At 54.2% G+C, this 19,031-nt stretch carries 22 protein-coding genes; 11 read left to right on the top strand and 11 right to left on the bottom strand.

The features are described from left to right. Window positions 1-12 precede the first annotated feature (12 nt). The 3 genes from ybjG to L579_RS01715 form a co-directional block, all read right to left on the bottom strand. Window positions 13-618: an undecaprenyl-diphosphate phosphatase gene (gene ybjG / locus L579_RS01705; RefSeq protein WP_021182560.1), complete on the bottom strand. Its 606-nt coding sequence runs from the start codon at window positions 616-618 to the stop codon at window positions 13-15. Next, a complete protein-coding gene (locus L579_RS01710; RefSeq protein WP_021182561.1) occupies window positions 618-1,361 on the bottom strand; it encodes a phosphatase PAP2 family protein in 744 nt (247 codons plus the stop codon). The genes ybjG and L579_RS01710 overlap by 1 nt, the downstream gene beginning before the upstream one ends. A 200-nt stretch (window positions 1,362-1,561) precedes the next feature. Beyond that, entirely contained in the window at window positions 1,562-3,250 is a 1,689-nt protein-coding gene (locus L579_RS01715) for an aspartate:alanine antiporter (RefSeq protein WP_036624566.1), read from the bottom strand. Between the two features lie 254 nt (window positions 3,251-3,504). Here L579_RS01715 and ybjM point away from each other — a divergent pair, with 254 nt between their 5' ends. Then, window positions 3,505-3,870: an inner membrane protein YbjM gene (gene ybjM / locus L579_RS01720; protein ID WP_021182563.1), complete on the top strand. Its 366-nt coding sequence runs from the start codon at window positions 3,505-3,507 to the stop codon at window positions 3,868-3,870. Window positions 3,871-3,948: 78 nt separating this feature from the next. On the opposite strand, the gene L579_RS01725 is transcribed toward ybjM, so the two are convergent. From L579_RS01725 to L579_RS01735, 3 genes are all read right to left on the bottom strand, one after another. Continuing rightward, window positions 3,949-4,212, bottom strand: coding sequence for a GrxA family glutaredoxin (locus L579_RS01725; protein ID WP_013508468.1), 264 nt, complete (start codon window positions 4,210-4,212; stop codon window positions 3,949-3,951). 128 nt (window positions 4,213-4,340) lie between these two features. Then, entirely contained in the window at window positions 4,341-5,303 is a 963-nt protein-coding gene (locus L579_RS01730) for a GlxA family transcriptional regulator (protein WP_021182564.1), read from the bottom strand. Window positions 5,304-5,318: 15 nt separating this feature from the next. Beyond that, entirely contained in the window at window positions 5,319-6,095 is a 777-nt protein-coding gene (locus L579_RS01735) for an MBL fold metallo-hydrolase (RefSeq protein ID WP_021182565.1), read from the bottom strand. A gap of 174 nt (window positions 6,096-6,269) precedes the next feature. Here L579_RS01735 and L579_RS01740 point away from each other — a divergent pair, with 174 nt between their 5' ends. The 10 genes from L579_RS01740 (at window position 6,270) to rlmC (ending at window position 15,117) form a co-directional block, all read left to right on the top strand. Next, window positions 6,270-6,521, top strand: a complete 252-nt coding sequence (locus L579_RS01740) for a DUF1418 family protein (protein ID WP_021182566.1) — start codon at window positions 6,270-6,272, stop codon at window positions 6,519-6,521. Between the two features lie 12 nt (window positions 6,522-6,533). Then, window positions 6,534-7,256 (top strand): oxygen-insensitive NADPH nitroreductase, encoded by a 723-nt coding sequence (gene nfsA, locus L579_RS01745; RefSeq protein WP_021182567.1) that lies wholly within the window; start codon window positions 6,534-6,536, stop codon window positions 7,254-7,256. A 17-nt stretch (window positions 7,257-7,273) separates the two neighbouring features. Next, a complete protein-coding gene (gene rimK, locus L579_RS01750; RefSeq protein ID WP_021182568.1) occupies window positions 7,274-8,176 on the top strand; it encodes a 30S ribosomal protein S6--L-glutamate ligase in 903 nt (300 codons plus the stop codon). Window positions 8,177-8,263: 87 nt separating this feature from the next. Next, window positions 8,264-8,743 (top strand): YbjN domain-containing protein, encoded by a 480-nt coding sequence (locus L579_RS01755; protein WP_013508474.1) that lies wholly within the window; start codon window positions 8,264-8,266, stop codon window positions 8,741-8,743. Between the two features lie 371 nt (window positions 8,744-9,114). Next, on the top strand, window positions 9,115-10,224 hold the full coding sequence (potF, locus tag L579_RS01760) for a spermidine/putrescine ABC transporter substrate-binding protein PotF (RefSeq protein WP_021182569.1): 1,110 nt from the start codon (window positions 9,115-9,117) through the stop codon (window positions 10,222-10,224). 115 nt (window positions 10,225-10,339) lie between these two features. Further along, entirely contained in the window at window positions 10,340-11,473 is a 1,134-nt protein-coding gene (potG, locus tag L579_RS01765) for a putrescine ABC transporter ATP-binding subunit PotG (RefSeq protein ID WP_021182570.1), read from the top strand. A gap of 9 nt (window positions 11,474-11,482) precedes the next feature. Continuing rightward, window positions 11,483-12,445, top strand: a complete 963-nt coding sequence (potH, locus tag L579_RS01770; protein ID WP_021182571.1) for a putrescine ABC transporter permease PotH — start codon at window positions 11,483-11,485, stop codon at window positions 12,443-12,445. Further along, window positions 12,442-13,287 (top strand): putrescine ABC transporter permease PotI, encoded by an 846-nt coding sequence (gene potI / locus L579_RS01775; RefSeq protein ID WP_021182572.1) that lies wholly within the window; start codon window positions 12,442-12,444, stop codon window positions 13,285-13,287. The genes potH and potI overlap by 4 nt, the downstream gene beginning before the upstream one ends. A 195-nt stretch (window positions 13,288-13,482) precedes the next feature. Next, window positions 13,483-13,944 carry a YbjO family protein gene (locus L579_RS01780; protein ID WP_036624572.1) on the top strand — a complete coding sequence of 154 codons (462 nt, stop codon included), beginning with the start codon at window positions 13,483-13,485 and terminating at the stop codon, window positions 13,942-13,944. A 48-nt stretch (window positions 13,945-13,992) separates the two neighbouring features. Beyond that, a complete protein-coding gene (gene rlmC / locus L579_RS01785; RefSeq protein ID WP_021182574.1) occupies window positions 13,993-15,117 on the top strand; it encodes a 23S rRNA (uracil(747)-C(5))-methyltransferase RlmC in 1,125 nt (374 codons plus the stop codon). Window positions 15,118-15,201: 84 nt separating this feature from the next. Here the strand turns inward: rlmC and artJ (L579_RS01790) are convergent, their stop codons facing one another. The 5 genes from artJ (L579_RS01790) to artP all read right to left on the bottom strand — a co-directional run bounded on the left by artJ (L579_RS01790) (window position 15,202) and on the right by artP (window position 18,922). Then, window positions 15,202-15,933: an arginine ABC transporter substrate-binding protein gene (gene artJ / locus L579_RS01790; protein ID WP_021182575.1), complete on the bottom strand. Its 732-nt coding sequence runs from the start codon at window positions 15,931-15,933 to the stop codon at window positions 15,202-15,204. 123 nt (window positions 15,934-16,056) lie between these two features. Beyond that, window positions 16,057-16,725, bottom strand: coding sequence for an arginine ABC transporter permease ArtM (gene artM, locus L579_RS01795; RefSeq protein ID WP_021182576.1), 669 nt, complete (start codon window positions 16,723-16,725; stop codon window positions 16,057-16,059). A gap of 1 nt (window position 16,726) precedes the next feature. Beyond that, a complete protein-coding gene (gene artQ, locus L579_RS01800) occupies window positions 16,727-17,440 on the bottom strand; it encodes an arginine ABC transporter permease ArtQ (RefSeq protein WP_021182577.1) in 714 nt (237 codons plus the stop codon). 6 nt (window positions 17,441-17,446) lie between these two features. Beyond that, on the bottom strand, window positions 17,447-18,178 hold the full coding sequence (gene artJ, locus L579_RS01805) for an arginine ABC transporter substrate-binding protein (protein WP_021182578.1): 732 nt from the start codon (window positions 18,176-18,178) through the stop codon (window positions 17,447-17,449). Between the two features lie 15 nt (window positions 18,179-18,193). Continuing rightward, a complete protein-coding gene (gene artP / locus L579_RS01810; RefSeq protein WP_021182579.1) occupies window positions 18,194-18,922 on the bottom strand; it encodes an arginine ABC transporter ATP-binding protein ArtP in 729 nt (242 codons plus the stop codon). Window positions 18,923-19,031 lie beyond the last annotated feature (109 nt).

Here is a 19,031-nt window from a genome sequence, read left to right on the forward strand (position 1 = left end):
TACGAAATCCTTTTACCCGCGAACCCATCCCTTACGAATCGGCAGCGCGAATAGTGCGCGGTAGATCTGATGTGTCAGCGCTAACATGCGTGAACCGTAGAGTTGCCATGCGAGATTTGAGGCCAGGCAGCCGAGCATTCCCACCAGAAATCCTCCCAGCATATCCAACGGCCAGTGCACGCCAAGATAAACGCGTGACCAGGCGATGGCGATGCCGGTGAGCAACAAAATCACACCCGACCATAAACGGTGCCAGCAAATGAACGCCAGCGCGAAAGTGAAAATGGTGGTGCCGTGATCGCTGGGGTAGGAGTCATCGGCGGCATGCGACAGGAACTGATGGCCCAGTCCGATTACAAACGGACGCGGATGCGGCAACAACTGACTGATGCACCAGGAGATACTCAGGGCATAAATCAACGCCATACCGGTTTTTAATACCAGGGTGCGCTGTGAGGCCACCTGTTCACGCGGTCCCCATAGCCACAGCATCACGATCAGCAGCGGGACAATGGCGATCAAGTCGCGTGCGATAAAAGTGGCCAGGCTCAATAACCATTCCGGTGAATTCGGTGTGGCGTTAATCCATAAAAACAGCGTGCGGTTGATCTCTTCCATTACGCTCTTCTGTTCCTCGTCTTGTTTACCCAAAAAGAAACGCCAGCAAAAATCAGCATCTGGGTCAGCCATACCCACCATCCCGCCCACAGATTGTGGGAGAAGAAGTGTGCGCCACGCATTACCTGGCCGTATCCCATCAATAATCCGAGGGCAATACCGGCCAGCAACGCCAGCAGGGCAAGGCGTGGCTTCTCTGGCCACCACAGGAAAAATAATCCCATTACCGCAAACCCGCTCGACGCATGACCACCCGGGAAGCATTGACCGGGACCGCTGTTCTCAGGCACTGCGCTCAGCAGGGTAAAGTTCGCGGCTTTACCACCGAACATCGCCAGATCCCAGGGACATGAGTGCGCGCTGTGTGCCTTCAGAATGCCGATCACCAAGGGTCCCAAACCCAGCAGCAACGCGACCAGAACCCGCCTGCCATCACGTATCTGAATGCCACGCAACAGCATCACGACACCGCCAATGATGATTGCATCCTTCAGCAAGCGATGGTTGATCAGATCCAGCCAGCGGTTGTGTTGCCACGGGAAACGCTGGGTTAGCGGATCAAACCAAAACTGACTGATGGCGATATCAAGGCTTTCATGGCGTGACCACAGCAGGAAAACCGATGCTAAAAATGCCAGCAAAATAAAGTTGATAGCGTAAAAGCGACGTGACAGCGGGTAAATAGCCGGGTTCTGAATCCTGATACGGGTTGTTGAATTGTTTAGTTTTGATGACAGCGACATGAAAGTTTGCGGATAGTGAAACCAGGTGCACAGGGTCGCAATTCGCGCTTAAGAGAACCTTAAGCCACTTACGACGGGCATAAAAAAACCCGTCAGTCAGTGACTGGCGGGCTCCTCAACTTGGGGATTTCAAAGAAAAGCAGTGGCATTAATTCAGACTGCACCCCGGAAAAAAAGTTCTGGACTCAGTCGAAAAATTTTTATAAGGGCAAAATTGGCCAAATAATGACGATTAGCGTACCGGCCAGCGTCAGCAGCACGTTGGCAATCGCATAGGTTCCGGCATAGCCCAGCGCCGGAATATTGCTGCGTGCGGTGTCGCTGATAATCTCCATCGCCGGGGCGCAGGTGCGTGCCCCCATAATCGCCCCGAACAGCAGTGCGCGGTTCATTCGCAGTACATAAGCACCAAACAGGTAACAAATCACCACCGGCACCAGACTGACCAGCAGGCCACTCAGTAACATCAGCGCACCTTCACTGCCCAGCCCGTGTTGCAGGCCGCTGCCTGCGCTAAGGCCAACGCCCGCCATAAACACCATCAGGCCGAACTCTTTTACCATCGTCAACGCGCCCTGAGGGATGTAACCAAAGGTCGGATGGTTGGCACGCAGAAAGCCCAACATGATTCCGGAAAACAGGAGCCCGGCCGCGTTACCGATACCAAAACTGAAGTTGCTGAACTGGAAAGTGATCATGCCGATCATCAAACCAATAATAAAGAAGGCGCAAAATGCCAGCAGATCGGTCATCTGGCTATGGATGGCGATAAAGCCGATACGATCGGCAAGACTTTTCACACGCTTAGCCTCACCGCTGACCTGCAACACATCACCTTTGTTCAGCATGATGCTGTCATCGATCGGCATTTCAATCTGGCTGCGGATAACGCGGTTGAGGAAACAGCCATGATCTGTCAGCTTCAGATGATTGAGACGTTTATTCACCGCATTATGGTTCTTCACCACAATCTCTTCGGTCACGATGCGCATATCCAGCAGGTCACGGTCGAACACTTCTTTGCCGTTACGGAAGCTGGGATCGAGACGGGCATGGGCATCGGGATAACCCACCAGCGAAATCTCATCGCCAAGTTGCAACTGAGCATCCCCATCCGGGCTGGCAAGGATACCGTTGCGGCGCAGACGCTCGATATAACAGCCGGTCTGACGATGAATGCCCAGTTCACGCAGATTTTTGCCGCCACTCCATGCCACCAACTCTGGCCCAACGCGGTAGGCGCGGATCACCGGAAGGAAAACTTTACGCTGACTGTCAGCATCCAGACCGCGCTCACGGGCAATTTGCTGGGCGCAGGTCGGCAGGTCCTGATGTTGCAGACGTGGCAGGTAGCGTGCGCCGAAGATCAGGCTGACCAGACCGACCAGGTAGGTAATGGCATAGCCGAGGCTGAGATGATCCTGCATCAGGTTCAGTTGCTGATTATCACTGATACTATGCCGGAGCGTGTCCCCGGCACCCACCAGCACCGGTGTGGAGGTCATGGCTCCTGCCAGCATGCCAGCGGTCAGGCCAATATCCCAGCCGAACACTTTACCCAACAGCAGCGCCAGCAGCAGGGCGCTACCCACCATCACGATGGCGAGAATAAAATAGTTTTTACCGTCACGGAAAAAGATCGAAAAAAAGTTGGGTCCCGCTTCGACGCCGACACAAAAAATAAACAGCATAAATCCGAGGCTCAATGCAGCGGTATTTATGGCGAAATGTTGTTCACCTAAAATAAGCGATACTACTAATACGCCAATGGAATTTCCGAGCTGGACAGAGCCAAGGCGTAATTTACCCAGACAGAGACCGAGGGCTAAAACCACAAATAATAACAGGACGTCATTTCCGCTTAACAAATCTGCGACGTTAATATTCACGCTTTAACTTCTTATTTACCTGTAACATGTTGATGAAAAGGTCGTTTTTCGCTATCTTGTGGCGACCGCAGGTGCCCGTTTTGCCGGGAGGGCAGGGACCGAATTTTGAAGCGGCGTCATTCTAATCATAATTAACACCCTCAGCTATCGGCAGTTTTCATTCCTTCCGCATTCAGCTGTTTCTTTTTATTTCCACTCGTGTGCCAGGGCAGTTAAAAGTTTCAATATTGTTAACACTGAAGTTGAGGTTGGTTATGTTGCAGCGTAATAATCGCTGGCCTGCATCGGTGCTGGGCGTAACGCTATATACGCTGGTGTTTATTTTTGCCCATCATTTTTGGGTCTCACCGGGTGAAAGGTCGATAGGTGGTCAGCCAGAGTTGCTGCTGTTTCTGCTGCCGGGCATTGTGGTGGCGCTGATGCAGCCGGAAAGTCCGTTAAAAAGTACGCTGTGGGTGGCACTGGCGGGGACGGTGCTAGGTACGCTGTGGGTGTTGCTGGTGCTGAATCTGAGCCATAGCGGCTGGATGGTCATCTGGGGATTAAGTGCGCTGTTTTGGGCGGGCTGTGGCGCGCTATTGGTACGTTTGCTGCGCATCATGCTGGCAATGCGATCATGAGGCAGGTGTAGCGGCGCGATTTATCGCGCGGTTTTCTGCTGGCAAAACCCGCGCGATAAATCGCGCCGCTACGATCTGTTATACCGCGAAATCCAGATTCTCTTTCGTCCATGCGGCGAAATCGGTATAGCCACCGATATGCTGCTGGTCGAGGAAAATCTGCGGCACCGTAGTGACCGGTTTACCCGCACGGGCTTCCAGATCGGCTTTAGTGATGCCTTCCACCTGAATGTCGACGTACTGATAATTAAAATCGTCACGTTCGGTGGTCAGTTTGGCGGCCAGTTCCTGGGCGCGTACGCAGTAAGGACAGCCGGGACGACCAAAAATCACTGCAAACATTGCTTCTCTCCTTCCGCTGCTGTTTTGTGATGAAAGTCACATCACAGCGTGAATAATGGCAGACATGATGCCCGCTAAAAAGGGTGAAAGAAAGAAGGAATTGCCTGTTGTTGTGATGCGCAGGGTCTTTAAAACTGCGCATCTGGCCCACGAAAAGTACGCCGCCATTCGCTGGGGCTGACGTTAAAACGCGCTTTAAAGCGCTGGCGAAATGAAATGGGCGACTGATAACCCGCCAGTGAGGCGACAGTCTCAATGCTGTGATCGGTGGTTTCCAGCAATTCCTGGCTGCGTCGCAATCGCTCCACATTCAGCCACTCGCCGGGCGTCATGCCGGTGGCTCTTGAGAAATGGCGAGTCAGCGTGCGTCTGCTCATGCTGACAAAGTGTGCCAGTGAAGCGATATCATGCGGCTTATCAAGGTTGTGGCGCAAAAAATCGATCAAATCGTTGATCTGACTATCTCGTGTGGAATCGGGCACCACGCGTTCAATAAATTGTGCCTGACCACCTTCGCGATAGGGAGGGACCACCATTCTTCTGGCAACCCGATTGGCGATGGCGGCGCCATAATGATCGCGCACGATATGAAGACAGCAGTCGATACCGGCAGCGGTGCCCGCTGAAGTGATCAGACGTTCGTCGCGGGTGTAAAGCGCGTTGTTATCCAGACGAATTTGCGGGAAACGCGCGGCAAAGTCCTGTTCAAACTCCCAGTGCGTGGCAGCCCGACGGTGATCCAGCAGCCCGGTATAGGCCAGCACATAGGCTCCGAGGCAGAGTCCCACCACTTCCGCGCCGCGCTGCCATGCCTGAATCAACGCGTGTGATAATGCGGCTGAAGGTTGTTCATCCGGATGCTGCCAAAACGGGACAATCACGATATCAGCATTGGCAAGGGACTCCAGGCCGTGCCCGACATGGATGGAGAGGCCGTTATCAGAGGCGATCACCCCAGGCCGCTCTGCGGCAATATCCACTTGAAACAAACCTTCCTGCGGCATGGCTTTACCAAATACCATCAACGGTACTGAAAAGTGGAACGGGCTAAATCCCCGACTGGCCACCACCACCACACGCAATGCAGACATCGTTCGCACTCCAGGTTAAAAGCTCAGGGTTTCACCATCTTCTGGCACCAGGATCTGATGTTCAAGTCCCTGCCCGGCAGCAAATTCACGCAGTTCCTTACGACTCAGCAGACAATGATTCACCGCTTCCATATGGGAGGCCACAATCATGGCAGCGGGCAGTCGCTGATGGGTGCGCAACGCATCCTCTTTGCCCATGATGATCGCGCCGAGGCCGTCCAACGTAGCGCAACCGATATTCAATACAATGACTTCCGGTGTAAAGGTGTTCAGGCTATCGACATAGGGTTTTACCCAGACGGTATCTCCCGCAATATACAGCGTTTGTTCGTTTTCATGACGGAAAACCAGGCCGCAGGCATCGCCAAGACGTTCCGCCACGGCGGGGATCGCATAAGCCTCATCGCTACCGTGCTGCCCTTCGGTTTTACTGATAATCATACCCGCAATATTGTTTTCCGCGGCCAGGGCCTGCACCTGACTAAAGCCCTGTGAACGCAGTAGGGTGGCATCCCGTTCATTTTGGGTGTAGATGAGGTGGTCTTTGGGAATCCGCTGCTGCGCGGCCTCATCCCAGTGATCCTGATGGGTATGGGTGACAATAATGATATCGACATCAAGTAGCTCATCGATGCTCAACGGCAACGGAACCAGCGGGTTACGCAGATGGGCGCGGGCCGAACCCGGGAAGCCGGGCCATGCGTCTTTATCAGCGAACATGGGATCGATCAGGAAGCGCACACCGGCATACTCGAGTTTTAAGGTTGCGTTACGAATCTGGGTCAGTTTCATGTTTTATTTCTCCGACAATATTGAGCTGTCAGTATAAAAATCCCCCGTGCTGGCAGTGAGTCGGCACAATGCCATCCTTCGATTGAAAAGGGTCACATTAAGCCACCGGATTACCACCAGGCAATTGTGCTATAACAGACGGCTTAACGGATTGAACTGTGGGAGAGTCATCTCATGAGCAACCTGGCCCGATTACCAAAGCCGGTGCTGTTACTGGAAGCCATCGGCGTGATCGCCGTGATTGGCGCACTGGCGTTAATTAATGACTGGATCGCGGCGCCTGCCGCTATCAGTGAAAAGACGCTGGCGACGGTGTTGTTCATTGTCGGCATCGTGCTGATGCTGCCCGCCGCCTGGTTGATGATGTGGCGTACCGCCAAAGCGATGGCCCCTCAGTTGTTCAATCAACATGACAAAAAGAAGTAACCGGAGAGGATTATGACGCCGACCATTGATTTACTGTGCAGCCACCGTTCCATTCGTGCTTTTACCGATCAGGATATTGATCAGGCGCAGCGCGACGCCATTATTGCAGCGGCACAAGCGGCTTCAACCTCCAGTTTTTTGCAGTGTTCCTCCATTATCCGTATCACCGATCGGCAGAAGCGTGAGCAACTGGTGACACTGACTGGCGGGCAGCCGTGGGTGAGTGCCGCTGCGGAGTTTTGGGTGTTCTGCGCCGATTTTAATCGTCATCTGCAAATTTGCCCCGAAGCGCAACTGGGGCGAGCCGAGCAGTTATTGTTGGGTTGCGTGGATACCGCGCTGATGGCGCAGAATGCGATGATAGCAGCGGAATCGCTCGGTCTGGGTGGTGTGTTTATCGGCGGTATCCGCAACAACATCGCGGATGTCACCACGCTGCTCGGCCTGCCCAAGTTTGTGCTGCCATTATTTGGTTTCTGCATCGGCCATCCTGCCGCGGTGCCGGATATCAAACCCCGTATCCCGCAGGCGATGCTGGTGCATGAAAACACCTATCAACCTTTCGATGCGGCGGTGCTGGCGGAATACGACAGCCGAACCAGCATCTATTATCAACAGCGTGACAGCAATCAACGCGCGGAAACCTGGAGCGAGCTGATTCAACGCCTGATCATAAAAGAAACGCGTCCGTTTATGCTGGATTACCTGCACCAGCAGGGCTGGGCAACCCGTTAAGCACAAGGAATTCTGCGATGAAAATGGCCATTCTCTCCCGTGATGGACAGCTCTATTCGTGTAAGCGTCTGCGTGAAGCAGCGGAAGCGCGTGGTCATCAGGTGCAAATTATCGATCCGCTTTCCTGTTATATGAATATCAACCCGGCGTCGCCTGCGGTGCATTATCGCGGTGAACCGCTCGGGCATTTTGATGCGGTGATCCCGCGCATCGGATCCGCCATTACCTTTTACGGCACGGCGGTGCTGCGTCAGTTTGAGTTGTGCGGCAGCTATCCATTGAATGAGTCGGTGGCGATTACCCGGGCGCGTGACAAACTGCGCTCGCTGCAACTGCTGGCGCGCGAAGGGATTGATATGCCGGTCACCGGCTTTGCTTCGTCACCGGATGATACCGATGATCTGATCACCATGGTGGGCGGCGCGCCTTTGGTGGTGAAGCTGGTGGAAGGGACGCAGGGCATTGGCGTAGTGCTGGCGGAAACCCGTCAGGCGGCGGAGAGCGTGATCGATGCGTTTCGTGGTCTTAACGCGCATATTCTGGTGCAGGAGTTCATCAAAGAAGCGCAGGGGCGGGATATTCGCTGCCTGGTAATTGGCGATGAGGTGGTCGCGGCGATTGAACGTGCCGCCAAAGAGGGCGACTTTCGTTCCAATCTGCATCGCGGCGGCAAGGCTTACCCGGTGCGCATCACCGATCAGGAGCGTGAGATTGCAGTCAAAGCGGCCAGCACCCTGGGGCTGGAAGTGGCTGGTGTTGACATTTTACGTGCCAACCGAGGGCCACTGGTGATGGAGGTGAATGCGTCTCCTGGTCTTGAGGGCATTGAATGCACCACCGGGATGAACATCGCTGCCATGATGATAGACTGGATTGAACAGCACGCGCTGCCCGGTTTCCGTCTTAAAACTGGTGGCTGAGACGCGCTTTTCAGCGTTTTTCGTGGCATCGATTTCATTTTTTCCGTAAGCTAAGGCGCTTATTTCTTCACCCCACGGGACATGACGATGGATTCACTGGTCGTTCCTGACATCGACGTGCTGCGTCGCTGGCTGGATCAACAAAATATCACCTGGTTCGAATGCGATGCCTGCCAGGCTTTGCATCTGCCGCATATGCAGAATTTTGACGGGGTGTTTGATGCAAAAATCGACCTTGTGGATGGTGTAATCCTGTTCTCAGCGCTGGCTGAAGTGAAACCTACGGCGTTGATTCCGCTGGTGGGCGATCTGTCGCAAATCAATGCCAGCTCCCTGACGGTGAAAGCCTTTATCGACATTCAGGATGATAATCTGCCGAAGCTGATTGTCTGCCAGTCGCTCAGTACCACCGCTGGATTAACCTTTGGTCAGTTCTCGCACTTTATGAAGCAAAGCGAGGAGCAGGTTTCTATGGTGATTATGGAAGCCTTCGCCAATAATTTGCTGATGATGGGCGAGGAAGAGGAGCGACAACCCAGCTCACTCGGCCGTGCGATGCTGCACTGATTTTCCTGTCTGATTAACTGCCGCTTTTTGCGGCAGTTTTCATTTTATCCCCACCACTTTTTATTCTGCATTTTGCCCTAAATCGCCAGATATTTGTCGTGCTTTATGCCGCGCATGCCGAACCCCATAGCAGAAACATGCATAACTTATCGCAAAAAGGCGTTTTTTACGCTGGGATCTGGTACAGGTGAAGCGGGGCGGCTATTCTTGCGGGGCTGCTTGAGACGTGCAACCTCAGCGCAGGTATAGGTTTTTACTATTAAACTCCCGCTGAATATTGATTCATTGTGTGCCTGTAAATAAACAGAAAACGCAACGTCCGGATCGCGTGTATGCAGCGTTGTGATGACCCGCTCAGGAGGAAGGAAAACATGTTCAACCAACGTAAAAAATGGTTGTCAGGTGTGGTTGCTGGTGTACTGATGACAGCGTCAGCTGGTTCACTGGCCGCAGATAAAACGCTGCACGTTTATAACTGGTCTGATTATATTTCGGCGGACACGGTTCCGAATTTCGAAAAAGAGACGGGCATTAAAGTCGTCTACGACGTGTTTGACTCCAACGAAGTACTGGAAGGCAAACTGATGGCCGGTAGCACCGGTTACGACGTGGTCGTGCCGTCGTCGAGCTTCCTCGCGCGCCAGTTGCAATCTGGTGTGTTCCAGGAGCTGGATAAGAGCAAACTGCCGAACTACAAAAATCTCGACCCGGATCTGATGGCGAAAGTGGCTCAGCACGATCCAGGCAACAAATACGCGATTCCTTACCTGTGGGGCACCACCGGTATCGGCTATAACGTCGATAAAGTGAAAGCTATTCTGGGTAAAGACGCGCCGGTTGATAGCTGGGATCTGGTGTTGAAGCCGGAAAACCTGGAAAAACTGAAAAGCTGTGGTGTTTCCTTCCTCGATGCGCCGGAAGAGATTTTTGCCACCGTGCTGAACTACCTCGGTAAAGATCCGAACAGCTCTGACCCGAAAGATTACTCCGGTGCAGCGACCGATCTGCTGCTGAAACTGCGTCCGAGCATTCGTTATTTCCACTCGTCGCAGTACATCAACGACCTGGCGAACGGCAACATTTGTGTGGCGATCGGTTGGTCGGGTGACATCCTGCAAGCGAAGGACCGTGCTGCTCAGGCGAAAAATGGCGTGAACCTGGCCTACAGCGTTCCGAAGCAGGGCGCACTGGCGTTCTTCGACATGATGGCGATTCCGAAAGATGCCAAGAATCTCGACGAAGCCTACCAGTGGCTGAACTACATCATGGATCCGAAAGTGATCGCCGACATCTCTAACAAGATGAACTATGCCAACGGCAACAAGGCGTCACTGCCGCTGATCAATGCCGATGTACGTAACAACCCAGGCATCTTCCCGCCAGCCGAGATTATGTCCAAGCTGTTCGTGTTGAAAGTCCAGGATCCGAAACTGGATCGTGTACGTACCCGTGCATGGACTAAAGTTAAAAGTGGTAAGTAATTCGTTCTGAACGGATTCACTTGTATTAGGACGACAACAGAGGCGCGGTGATGGCCTCTGTTGTGCCATTTTTAGCGGCTGATGTTAACAGTCGCTAAGCGTTGGAGATAAGTTAGTGAGCGACGCGATTCCCCGCCCCCATAACAAAACCGCAAAGGCATTAACGCCGCTGCTGGAAATCCGCAACCTGACCAAATCCTTTGACGGCCAGCACGCCGTGGATGATGTCAGCCTGACCATTTACAAAGGTGAGATTTTTGCTCTGCTCGGTCCTTCGGGCTGCGGCAAATCGACCCTGCTGCGTATGCTGGCAGGATTCGAGGTGCCGAGTAGCGGTCAGATTGTGCTGGATGGGCAGGATCTCTCCCATGTGCCGCCGTATCAGCGGCCGATCAACATGATGTTCCAGTCCTATGCGTTGTTCCCGCACATGACGGTGGAGCAAAATATCGCGTTTGGCCTCAAGCAGGACAAACTGCCGAAAGGCGAAATCGCCAGCCGCGTTGAAGAAATGTTGGCGCTGGTGCACATGCAGGAGTACGCCAAACGTAAACCGCATCAACTTTCTGGCGGTCAACGTCAGCGTGTGGCGCTGGCACGTAGTCTGGCTAAGCGTCCGAAGCTGCTGCTGCTGGATGAACCGATGGGGGCGCTGGATAAAAAGCTGCGCGACCGTATGCAACTGGAAGTGGTGGATATTCTGGAGCGCGTCGGCGTGACCTGCGTCATGGTGACCCACGACCAGGAAGAAGCGATGACCATGGCGGGACGTATCGCCATTATGAACCGCGGTAAATTCGCCCAGATCGGTGAGCCAGAAGAGATTTACGAACACCCAACCAACCGCTTCAGCGCCGAATTTATCGGCTCGGTAAATGTGTTTGAAGGATTGCTGCGTGAGCGCCGTGAAGATGGTCTGGTGCTGGAAAGCCCGGGTCTGGTGCATCCGCTGAAAGTGGAGACGGATGTCTCCATCGTCGATAACGTTCCGGTGCATGTGGCGCTGCGCCCGGAAAAAGTGATGCTGTGCGACGAAGTGCCTGCCGATGGTTGTAACTTCGCGGTGGGGGAAGTGGTACACATCGCCTATCTTGGCGATTTGTCGATCTACCATGTGCGTTTGCAGAGCGGTCAGATGATTAGCGCCCAGTTGCAGAACGCCCATCGTTACCGCAAAGGCGCGCCCACCTGGGGCGATGAAGTGCGCCTGTGCTGGGATGCAGACAGCTGTGTGGTTTTGACGGTTTAAGGAGGCGGAATGAGCCAGATTTCTCAACCCGGTGCCACGCAGGCTGAACAGCCGGGCACCCCGCTACAGCGCTGGGCCACGCGCATCAAAATGCAACATGGCCGTAAGCTGGTGATCGCACTGCCGTACCTGTGGCTGGTGCTGTTTTTCCTGCTGCCGTTCCTGATCGTGCTGAAAATCAGCTTTGCCGATATCGCGCGCGCGATCCCGCCTTATACCGATTTGGTCACCTGGGCTGATGATCAGCTCAATCTGGTGCTTAATCTCGGTAACTATCTGCAACTGACGGATGATCCTTTATACGCTGACGCCTATCTGCAATCGCTGAAAGTGGCGGCTATCTCCACCATTATCTGCCTGGTGATTGGTTATCCACTGGCGTGGGCGGTGGCGCACAGTAAGCCTTCCATGCGTACCATCCTGCTGTTGTTGGTGATCCTGCCGTCATGGACGTCGTTCCTGGTACGTGTGTATGCCTGGATGGGGCTGCTGAATAACAACGGTATCCTCAACCGTTTCCTGATGTGGCTGGGCGTTATCGATCATCCGCTGGTGATCCTCTACACCAACACCGCAGTGTATATCGGTATTGTTTACTGCTATCTGCCGTTTATGGTGCTGCCCATTTATACCGCGCTGACGCGTATTGATTATTCGCTGGTGGAAGCCTCACTGGATCTGGGTGCGCGTCCGTTGAAGACCTTTTTCAGTGTCATTGTACCGCTGACCAAAGGCGGGATTATCGCCGGTTCGATGCTGGTGTTTATCCCGGCGGTGGGTGAGTACGTCATCCCGGAATTGTTGGGCGGCCCGGACAGCATCATGATTGGACGTATCCTGTGGCAGGAGTTCTTCAACAACCGTGACTGGCCGGTGGCGTCAGCGCTGGCGGTGATCATTCTGTTGATTCTGATCCTGCCGATTGTCTGGTTCCACAAACATCAAAACCGTGAAATGGGAGAGAAGGGATGAATCAGTTACCGGCTATCCGCTCCCCCTGGCGTACCGCGATTCTGGTGCTCGGCTTCCTGTTCCTGTATGCACCGATGCTGCTGCTGGTGGCCTATTCGTTTAACAGTTCACAACTGGTAACGGTGTGGGAGAGCTTCTCGTTCCACTGGTACCATGTGTTGTTCCAGGACGATGCGATGATCGATGCGGTGCTGCTCAGCCTGAGCATCGCCGCGATGTCGGCCAGTATGGCGGTGGTGTTGGGCACTATCGCAGCGGTGATTATCGTGCGTTTTGGCCGTTTCAAAGGGCACAACGGCTTTGCGTTTATGCTTACCGCGCCGCTGGTGATGCCGGACGTGATCACCGGGTTGTCGCTGTTGCTGCTGTTTGTGGCGATGGGCAATACCCTTGGCTGGCCGAGCGATCGTGGCATGCTGACTATCTGGCTGGCACACGTCACCTTCTGTACCGCTTATGTGGCGGTGGTAATCAACTCGCGCTTGCGTGAGTTGGACCGTTCGATTGAAGAAGCGGCAATGGATCTCGGCGCAACCCCCCTTAAGGTGTTCTTCGTGATTACCGTACCCATGATCGCCCCGGCCATCATTACGGGCTGGCTGCTGGCGTTTACCCTGTCGCTCGATGACCTGGTGATTGCCAGCTTTGTGACCGGTCCGGGTGCGACCACCTTGCCGATGGCGATCTTTGCTACCGTGCGCCGTGGCGTGAACCCGGAGATCAACGCCCTGGCATCGCTGATTCTGTTCGTCGTCGGTCTGGTCGGTTTTATCGCCTGGCGCTTTATGGCGCACGAAGAAAAGCAACGTTTGCGCGATATTCAGAAAGCAAGACGTGGCTGAAATCCGTAACATTTGCCACTATAGGAGAGGCTGGAGCTGACGTAATGCTGCTCAGGTAGGATACATTTCGTAGCGGCGCGATTTATCGCGCGGGGTTTTACACCTGCGACAGCGCGATAAATCGCGCCGCTACTGATTCGTGCAAACCTGATCAGCATGATGGCGCAGCCAGCCTTTTGTTATGGAGCCTGGTCGATGTCGGAAACCCTGAAAAAAGTGCCTTTGTTCACGCCTGCGCCGGTGTTGGTTGCCGGTATCGCCATTATTGCGACACGCTGCATCAGCGTGGTGATGCTGGCGAATGAACTGGGTTACGAAGAGTTAGTCAATTTTGTCCACCGTAGCGCTCAGGCCTGGGATTCCACCGTCATTTTTATTGCCAGCCAGCTGATCTTTTTGTTTGAGCTGCGCTGTGCTTTCACCCTGATGCGCGGCAGTAACCGAGGGCGCTGGGGTTATGTGGCGACCCAGATTATCGTGCTGGGATATATGCTGATGGCATCGATGGGCTGGATTTACCCGGAGATCTTCAGTATCGATGGCGAAACTAACGCGCAGATTATTCACCATACTCTGTCGCAGAAACTGCCGGATGTGATGGTTCTGCTGCTGTTGTTTGTCCCGGCCAGCAGCCGCGCTTTTTTCCGGCGTCGGTGATACAATCGCCCCCCGTTTTTTCTCCCGATTCAGAATACAGGCCCCACCATGCATTGCGCGCTTTATGATGCCGACCGCTGCCGTTCCTGCCAGTGGCTGGAAAAACCTTACCCGCAGCAGATTTCTGAGAAACAGTCGCTGCTGGAGCAACTGCTGGCGCAGCAGGCGGTAGGGGAGTGGCGCGCGCCGGTCACTTCGGTTGAACAGGGGTTTCGTAATAAAGCCAAGATGGTGGTGAGCGGCAGTGTCGAGCGTCCGGTGTTTGGCATGATGTCGCGTGATGGCGAGCCGGTTGATCTGTGCGCCTGCCCACTCTATCCCGCCAGTTTTGCTCCGGTGTTTGCCGTACTCAAACCCTTTATCGCCCGCGCCGGTTTAACACCGTATAACGTGGCGCGCAAACGTGGTGAGTTGAAGTTCCTGTTGCTGACGGAGAGCACCCAGGGCGGCATGATGCTGCGTTTCGTGCTGCGCTCTGCCAGCAAACTGGAACAGTTACGCGCCGCGCTGCCGTGGCTGCAACAGCAGCTGCCACAGCTGACGGTGATCTCTGCCAATATTCAGCCGGTGCATATGGCGATCCTCGAAGGCGAGGAGGAGATTGCGCTGACGCCTGATCAGGCGCTGGCCGAGACGTTTAATCACGTACCGCTGTTTATTCGCCCACAAAGTTTCTTCCAGACCAACCCGCGGATGGCAGCCAGTTTGTATGCCACCGCACGCGACTGGGTGGCGCAGTTGGCGGTGAGCAGCATGTGGGATCTGTTTTGTGGCGTAGGCGGTTTTGGTCTGCACTGTGCCAGCGCAGAGATGCAGTTAACCGGGATTGAGATCAACGCGGAAGCTATCGCCTGTGCTCGCCAGTCAGCTCAGCAACTGGGGCTGGAGAAGGTCAGTTTTGCCGCGCTGGATTCCACCCAGTTCGCCGCCTCGCGGGATCAGGTACCGGAGTTGGTGCTGGTCAATCCGCCACGCCGTGGCATTGGGGCTGAGTTATGCGCCTACCTTAGCCAGATGGCACCGGAATACATTCTCTATTCCAGCTGCAATCCGCATAGCATGGCGCAGGATATCGCGCGTCTGAGTGCCTATGACGTCAGCCGCGTGCAGTTGTTCGATATGTTTCCTCATACCGCCCATTTCGAAGTGCTGACGTTACTGACTAAACGCTGAAGGGGTGGGGCGACGCCGTGCTCATCCTGAACCGAGGACAGTGCAGAACCTGTCAGGCATCACACCGCGCCGACCCCATAGCTATTATTCGGGGAACCACTTCTGATTGAGTTGCTGATACGTACCGTTGGCTTTGATTGCCGCCAGCGCGCCATTCAGCTGATCGCGTAGTTCGGTATTACCTTTACGTACCGCAATGCCCAGCCCGGTGCCAAAATAACTGGCATCCGTCACATGCGCGCCAACTGGTGCCAGATCAGCATTAGTTTTCAGCCACTGATTTACCACGGCGGTATCACCGAATACGCCATCCAGACGGCCATTTTTCAGGTCGAGAATGGCGTTCTGGTAACTGTCATACGCCACCGCGACCACTTCCGGATGCTGCTCCAGCAGGTACTTCTGATGGGTGGTGCCGTTTTCCATACCAATCCGTTTGCCCTTCAACTGGGCGAAATCACTGAACTGGCCTTTACGCGCAATGACGACAGCCGAGTTGGCATAATAGGGTTGGGTGAAATCCACCTGTTTGCTGCGATCGGCGGTGATATCCATACCGGAGATGATGGCGTCATAGCGGCGGAATTTCAGAGAGGGGATCAGGCTGTCAAATGCGTTGTTGGTGAAGGTACATTCGGCCTTTATTTGCTGGCATAACGCTTTTGCCAGATCGATATCAAAGCCAACGATTTGATTTTCACGGTCCAGAGATTCAAATGGAGGATAAGTCGCGGAAGAGGCGAAGCGGATTTTCTCCGCCGCAAAGGCATTCATTGCCAGAGTTGCCAGTGCAGCAGCAACGATCCATTTTTTCATTTTTGAGGCTCCTGTAGATCATTTACGCCCGGAGGCGAACGCGTTACAAGATGCCATCGAATGCATCATTATGCAAGAATGTTGTATAAATAATGAAAAAAGGCGGGAAAACCCGCCTGGATATTAATTTCTACGCTCAAATGCCAGCGCGCGTCGTTCAATCAGGCGCATCATCAATGTCAGCAAACCATTGACGCACAGATACACCAAACCGGCGGCGGCGAACACCGTGACATCATAGGTGCGGCCATACAGCAATTGACCGTGGCCCATTACCTCCATCAGCGTGATGGTGTAGGCCAGAGAGGTACTTTTGAACACCAGCACCACCTCATTGGAGTAAGACGACAGCGCACGTTTAAACGCATACGGCAGCAGAATTCGCAGCGTGTCTTTACGATTCATCCCGAGGGCAGCACAGGATTGCCACTGACCGGAAGGAATGGCACGTACCGCGCCGTAAAACAATTGCGTAGTGTAGGCTGCGCTGTTGAGCGACAGCGCCAGCAGGGCGCACAGCCACGGCTGCGACAGCAAATGCCACAGCCAGGGAATGTTCTGGATGCTGGGGAACTGGCCGGGGCCGTAGTAAATCAGGAAGATCTGCACCAGCAGCGGCGTACCGGTGAACACCGTGATGTAGCCTTTGACGAGGGCATTCACCACCGGCACTTTCAGCGCCAGCACCACGGTGAACAGCAGCGACAACACCAACGCGGCGATCAGTGAAGCGACGGTCAACGTCAGGCTGGTATGCAGACCTTTCAGCAGTTCGGGTAAATATTGCAGCATATCAGGCTCCCCGCTCAAAACGCGTGGTGCGCGATTCAATACGGCGCAGCACCGCCTGACTGAACAGCGTGATAATCAGATAGATGGCCGCGGCCACCAGATACCAGGTAAAGGGCTCCTGCGTACGGGTAGCGATACTTTTGGTCTGCAACATCAGATCGTTAACGCTAATCAGCGACACCAGCGCGGTATCCTTCAGCAGCACCAGCCACTGGTTACCCAGGCCGGGTAATGCGTGACGCCACATCTGCGGCATGATCAGGCGGAAGAAAATCGCTGACTTCTTCATCCCCAGCGCCTGACCGGATTCCCACTGACCCACTGGCACCGCTTTTAACGCGCCGCGCAGGGTTTGTGATGCGTAAGCCGAGTAGAGCATCGCCAGCGCAATCACGCCGCACAGGAATGGGCTGACATCGAAGTTCTCAATCTGTACCTGCACCGGAATGGTGAACAGGCCAAGGTTGATATGGAAGCCATCCGACAGCGTCAGCAACAATTGCGAGGCACCGAAGTAGATAAACAGCACCACGAGGATTTCCGGCAGACCGCGAATCAGCGTCACCAAACCGGTGCCAACCCAGGCCAGCGGCTGCCAGCGCACCGATTCCCAGCCAGCAAAAATCATCGCCAGCACAAGGCCGGCGATCAATGCACAAACGGCAAGGCCGACGGTCATACCGGCGGCGCTTGCGAGTGGAATCATTTCATTCATCAGAAATTACTGCTGAAACCATTTGTTGTAGATGGTTTTGTAAGTACCGTCGGCTTTGACTTTATCCAGCGCGGCGTTGAATTTTTCCTGCAACTCGGTGTTACCCATGCGCACCGCGATGCCAAGACCGGTGCCGAAGTAGGCTTTGTCGGTCACTTTATCACCCAGCGCGGCCAGGTTCGGGTTTTGCTTCAGCCACTCGTTGACCACCGCAGTGTCACCGAAGACGGCATCGATGCGGCCATTTTTCAGGTCGAGGATGGCGTTCTGGTAGCTGTCATACGGCACCACGGTGATGTCGCTGTGCTTATCAGACAGATATTTTTGATGGGTGGTGCCGTTCTGCACGCCGACACGCTTGCCTTTCAGCGCCGCGACATCCGCCACTTTGCCTTTTTGCGCGATAAACAGCGCTGAGTTGTCGTAGTAAGGTTTAGTGAACAGCACCTGCTTTTCACGCTCTGGCGTGATGTCCATACCAGCCATCACCGCGTCGAAACGGCGGAATTTCAGGCTCGGGATCAGGCTGTCAAAGGCCTGATTGGTGAAGGTACAGGTGGCATCAATCTCTTTACACAAGGCATTGGCCAAATCGACATCAAAGCCCTGAATTTTATTGTCAGAATCGACGAATTCAAACGGAGGATAAGAGGCCTCGGTCGCGAAACGCAGGGTCTGCGCAGCGGAAGCGCTCAGACTCAAACCAGCAAGCAGTGCAGCAAGTACGACTTTTTTCATTAGAGACATCCTGACTTAGTGCGAAAGATAGTGAGCAAACGCGTCGGTTTGCGGCTGTGTAAAGTGGCTGGCGTCGCCCTGTTCCACAATGTGGCCATTTTCCATGTACACCACACGGCTGGCGGTCTTACGTGCGACTTCCACTTCATGGGTGACGATCACCTGGGTAATCTTCGTCTGCGCCAGCTCATTGATAATGCTGACGATCTGCGCGGTGATTTCCGGATCGAGTGCGGCGGTCGGCTCATCGAACAATAGCACCTGGGGTTCCATCATCAGCGCGCGTGCAATCGCCACGCGTTGTTGCTGGCCACCGGAAAGGTGCAAGGGAAAACGCTCGGCATAAGGGGTCAGACGCAGACGATCCAGCAGTTTTTCGGCGCGCGCACGGGCCTGATCCTTGCTTAAACCCAGCACGCGGCAGGGCGCTTCGATCAGGTTTTGCAGCACCGTCAGATGCGGCCACAAGTTGTATTGTTGGAACACCATACCCACGTTCTGACGCAATTCACGAATCGCGCTGTCAGACGGAGTCTTACTGAAGTCGAAATGATTACCGGCGATCTGCAAACTGCCAGAACGCGGCTGCTCCAGCAGATTCAGCACGCGCAGGAGTGAACTTTTCCCCGCGCCGCTCGGACCGAGCAACACCAGCGTCTCGCCCTGTGGGCAGGCCAGGTTGATATCGAACAGCGCCTGGTGGGCACCGTAAAAACAGTTAATGCCGGTTAGTTGAATACTCATGCGCAATAAATGAATAGCAATTGATGCCGCGAATCTTAACGTCACCAGAATAGTTATGCAATTGAGGTGGGTTAAAATTTATTAAACAGCAGTTAAAGGTAAAAAGGGT

Source organism: Pantoea sp. AS-PWVM4 (genome assembly GCF_000468095.1).
Lineage (GTDB): Bacteria > Pseudomonadota > Gammaproteobacteria > Enterobacterales > Enterobacteriaceae > Pantoea > Pantoea phytobeneficialis.

Bases quoted from the DNA above. Each gene is read 5' to 3' on its own strand.
- ybjG (WP_021182560.1), bottom strand. From the start codon at position 618: ATGGAAGAGATCAACCGCACGCTGTTTTTATGGATTAACGCCACACCG.
- L579_RS01710 (WP_021182561.1), bottom strand. From the start codon at position 1,361: ATGTCGCTGTCATCAAAACTAAACAATTCAACAACCCGTATCAGGATT.
- ybjM (WP_021182563.1), top strand. From the start codon at position 3,505: ATGTTGCAGCGTAATAATCGCTGGCCTGCATCGGTGCTGGGCGTAACG.
- L579_RS01725 (WP_013508468.1), bottom strand. From the start codon at position 4,212: ATGTTTGCAGTGATTTTTGGTCGTCCCGGCTGTCCTTACTGCGTACGC.
- L579_RS01730 (WP_021182564.1), bottom strand. From the start codon at position 5,303: ATGTCTGCATTGCGTGTGGTGGTGGTGGCCAGTCGGGGATTTAGCCCG.
- L579_RS01735 (WP_021182565.1), bottom strand. From the start codon at position 6,095: ATGAAACTGACCCAGATTCGTAACGCAACCTTAAAACTCGAGTATGCC.
- L579_RS01740 (WP_021182566.1), top strand. From the start codon at position 6,270: ATGAGCAACCTGGCCCGATTACCAAAGCCGGTGCTGTTACTGGAAGCC.
- nfsA (WP_021182567.1), top strand. From the start codon at position 6,534: ATGACGCCGACCATTGATTTACTGTGCAGCCACCGTTCCATTCGTGCT.
- rimK (WP_021182568.1), top strand. From the start codon at position 7,274: ATGAAAATGGCCATTCTCTCCCGTGATGGACAGCTCTATTCGTGTAAG.
- L579_RS01755 (WP_013508474.1), top strand. From the start codon at position 8,264: ATGGATTCACTGGTCGTTCCTGACATCGACGTGCTGCGTCGCTGGCTG.
- potF (WP_021182569.1), top strand. From the start codon at position 9,115: ATGTTCAACCAACGTAAAAAATGGTTGTCAGGTGTGGTTGCTGGTGTA.
- potH (WP_021182571.1), top strand. From the start codon at position 11,483: ATGAGCCAGATTTCTCAACCCGGTGCCACGCAGGCTGAACAGCCGGGC.
- potI (WP_021182572.1), top strand. From the start codon at position 12,442: ATGAATCAGTTACCGGCTATCCGCTCCCCCTGGCGTACCGCGATTCTG.
- L579_RS01780 (WP_036624572.1), top strand. From the start codon at position 13,483: ATGTCGGAAACCCTGAAAAAAGTGCCTTTGTTCACGCCTGCGCCGGTG.
- rlmC (WP_021182574.1), top strand. From the start codon at position 13,993: ATGCATTGCGCGCTTTATGATGCCGACCGCTGCCGTTCCTGCCAGTGG.
- artJ (WP_021182575.1), bottom strand. From the start codon at position 15,933: ATGAAAAAATGGATCGTTGCTGCTGCACTGGCAACTCTGGCAATGAAT.
- artM (WP_021182576.1), bottom strand. From the start codon at position 16,725: ATGCTGCAATATTTACCCGAACTGCTGAAAGGTCTGCATACCAGCCTG.
- artQ (WP_021182577.1), bottom strand. From the start codon at position 17,440: ATGAATGAAATGATTCCACTCGCAAGCGCCGCCGGTATGACCGTCGGC.
- artJ (WP_021182578.1), bottom strand. From the start codon at position 18,178: ATGAAAAAAGTCGTACTTGCTGCACTGCTTGCTGGTTTGAGTCTGAGC.
- artP (WP_021182579.1), bottom strand. From the start codon at position 18,922: ATGAGTATTCAACTAACCGGCATTAACTGTTTTTACGGTGCCCACCAG.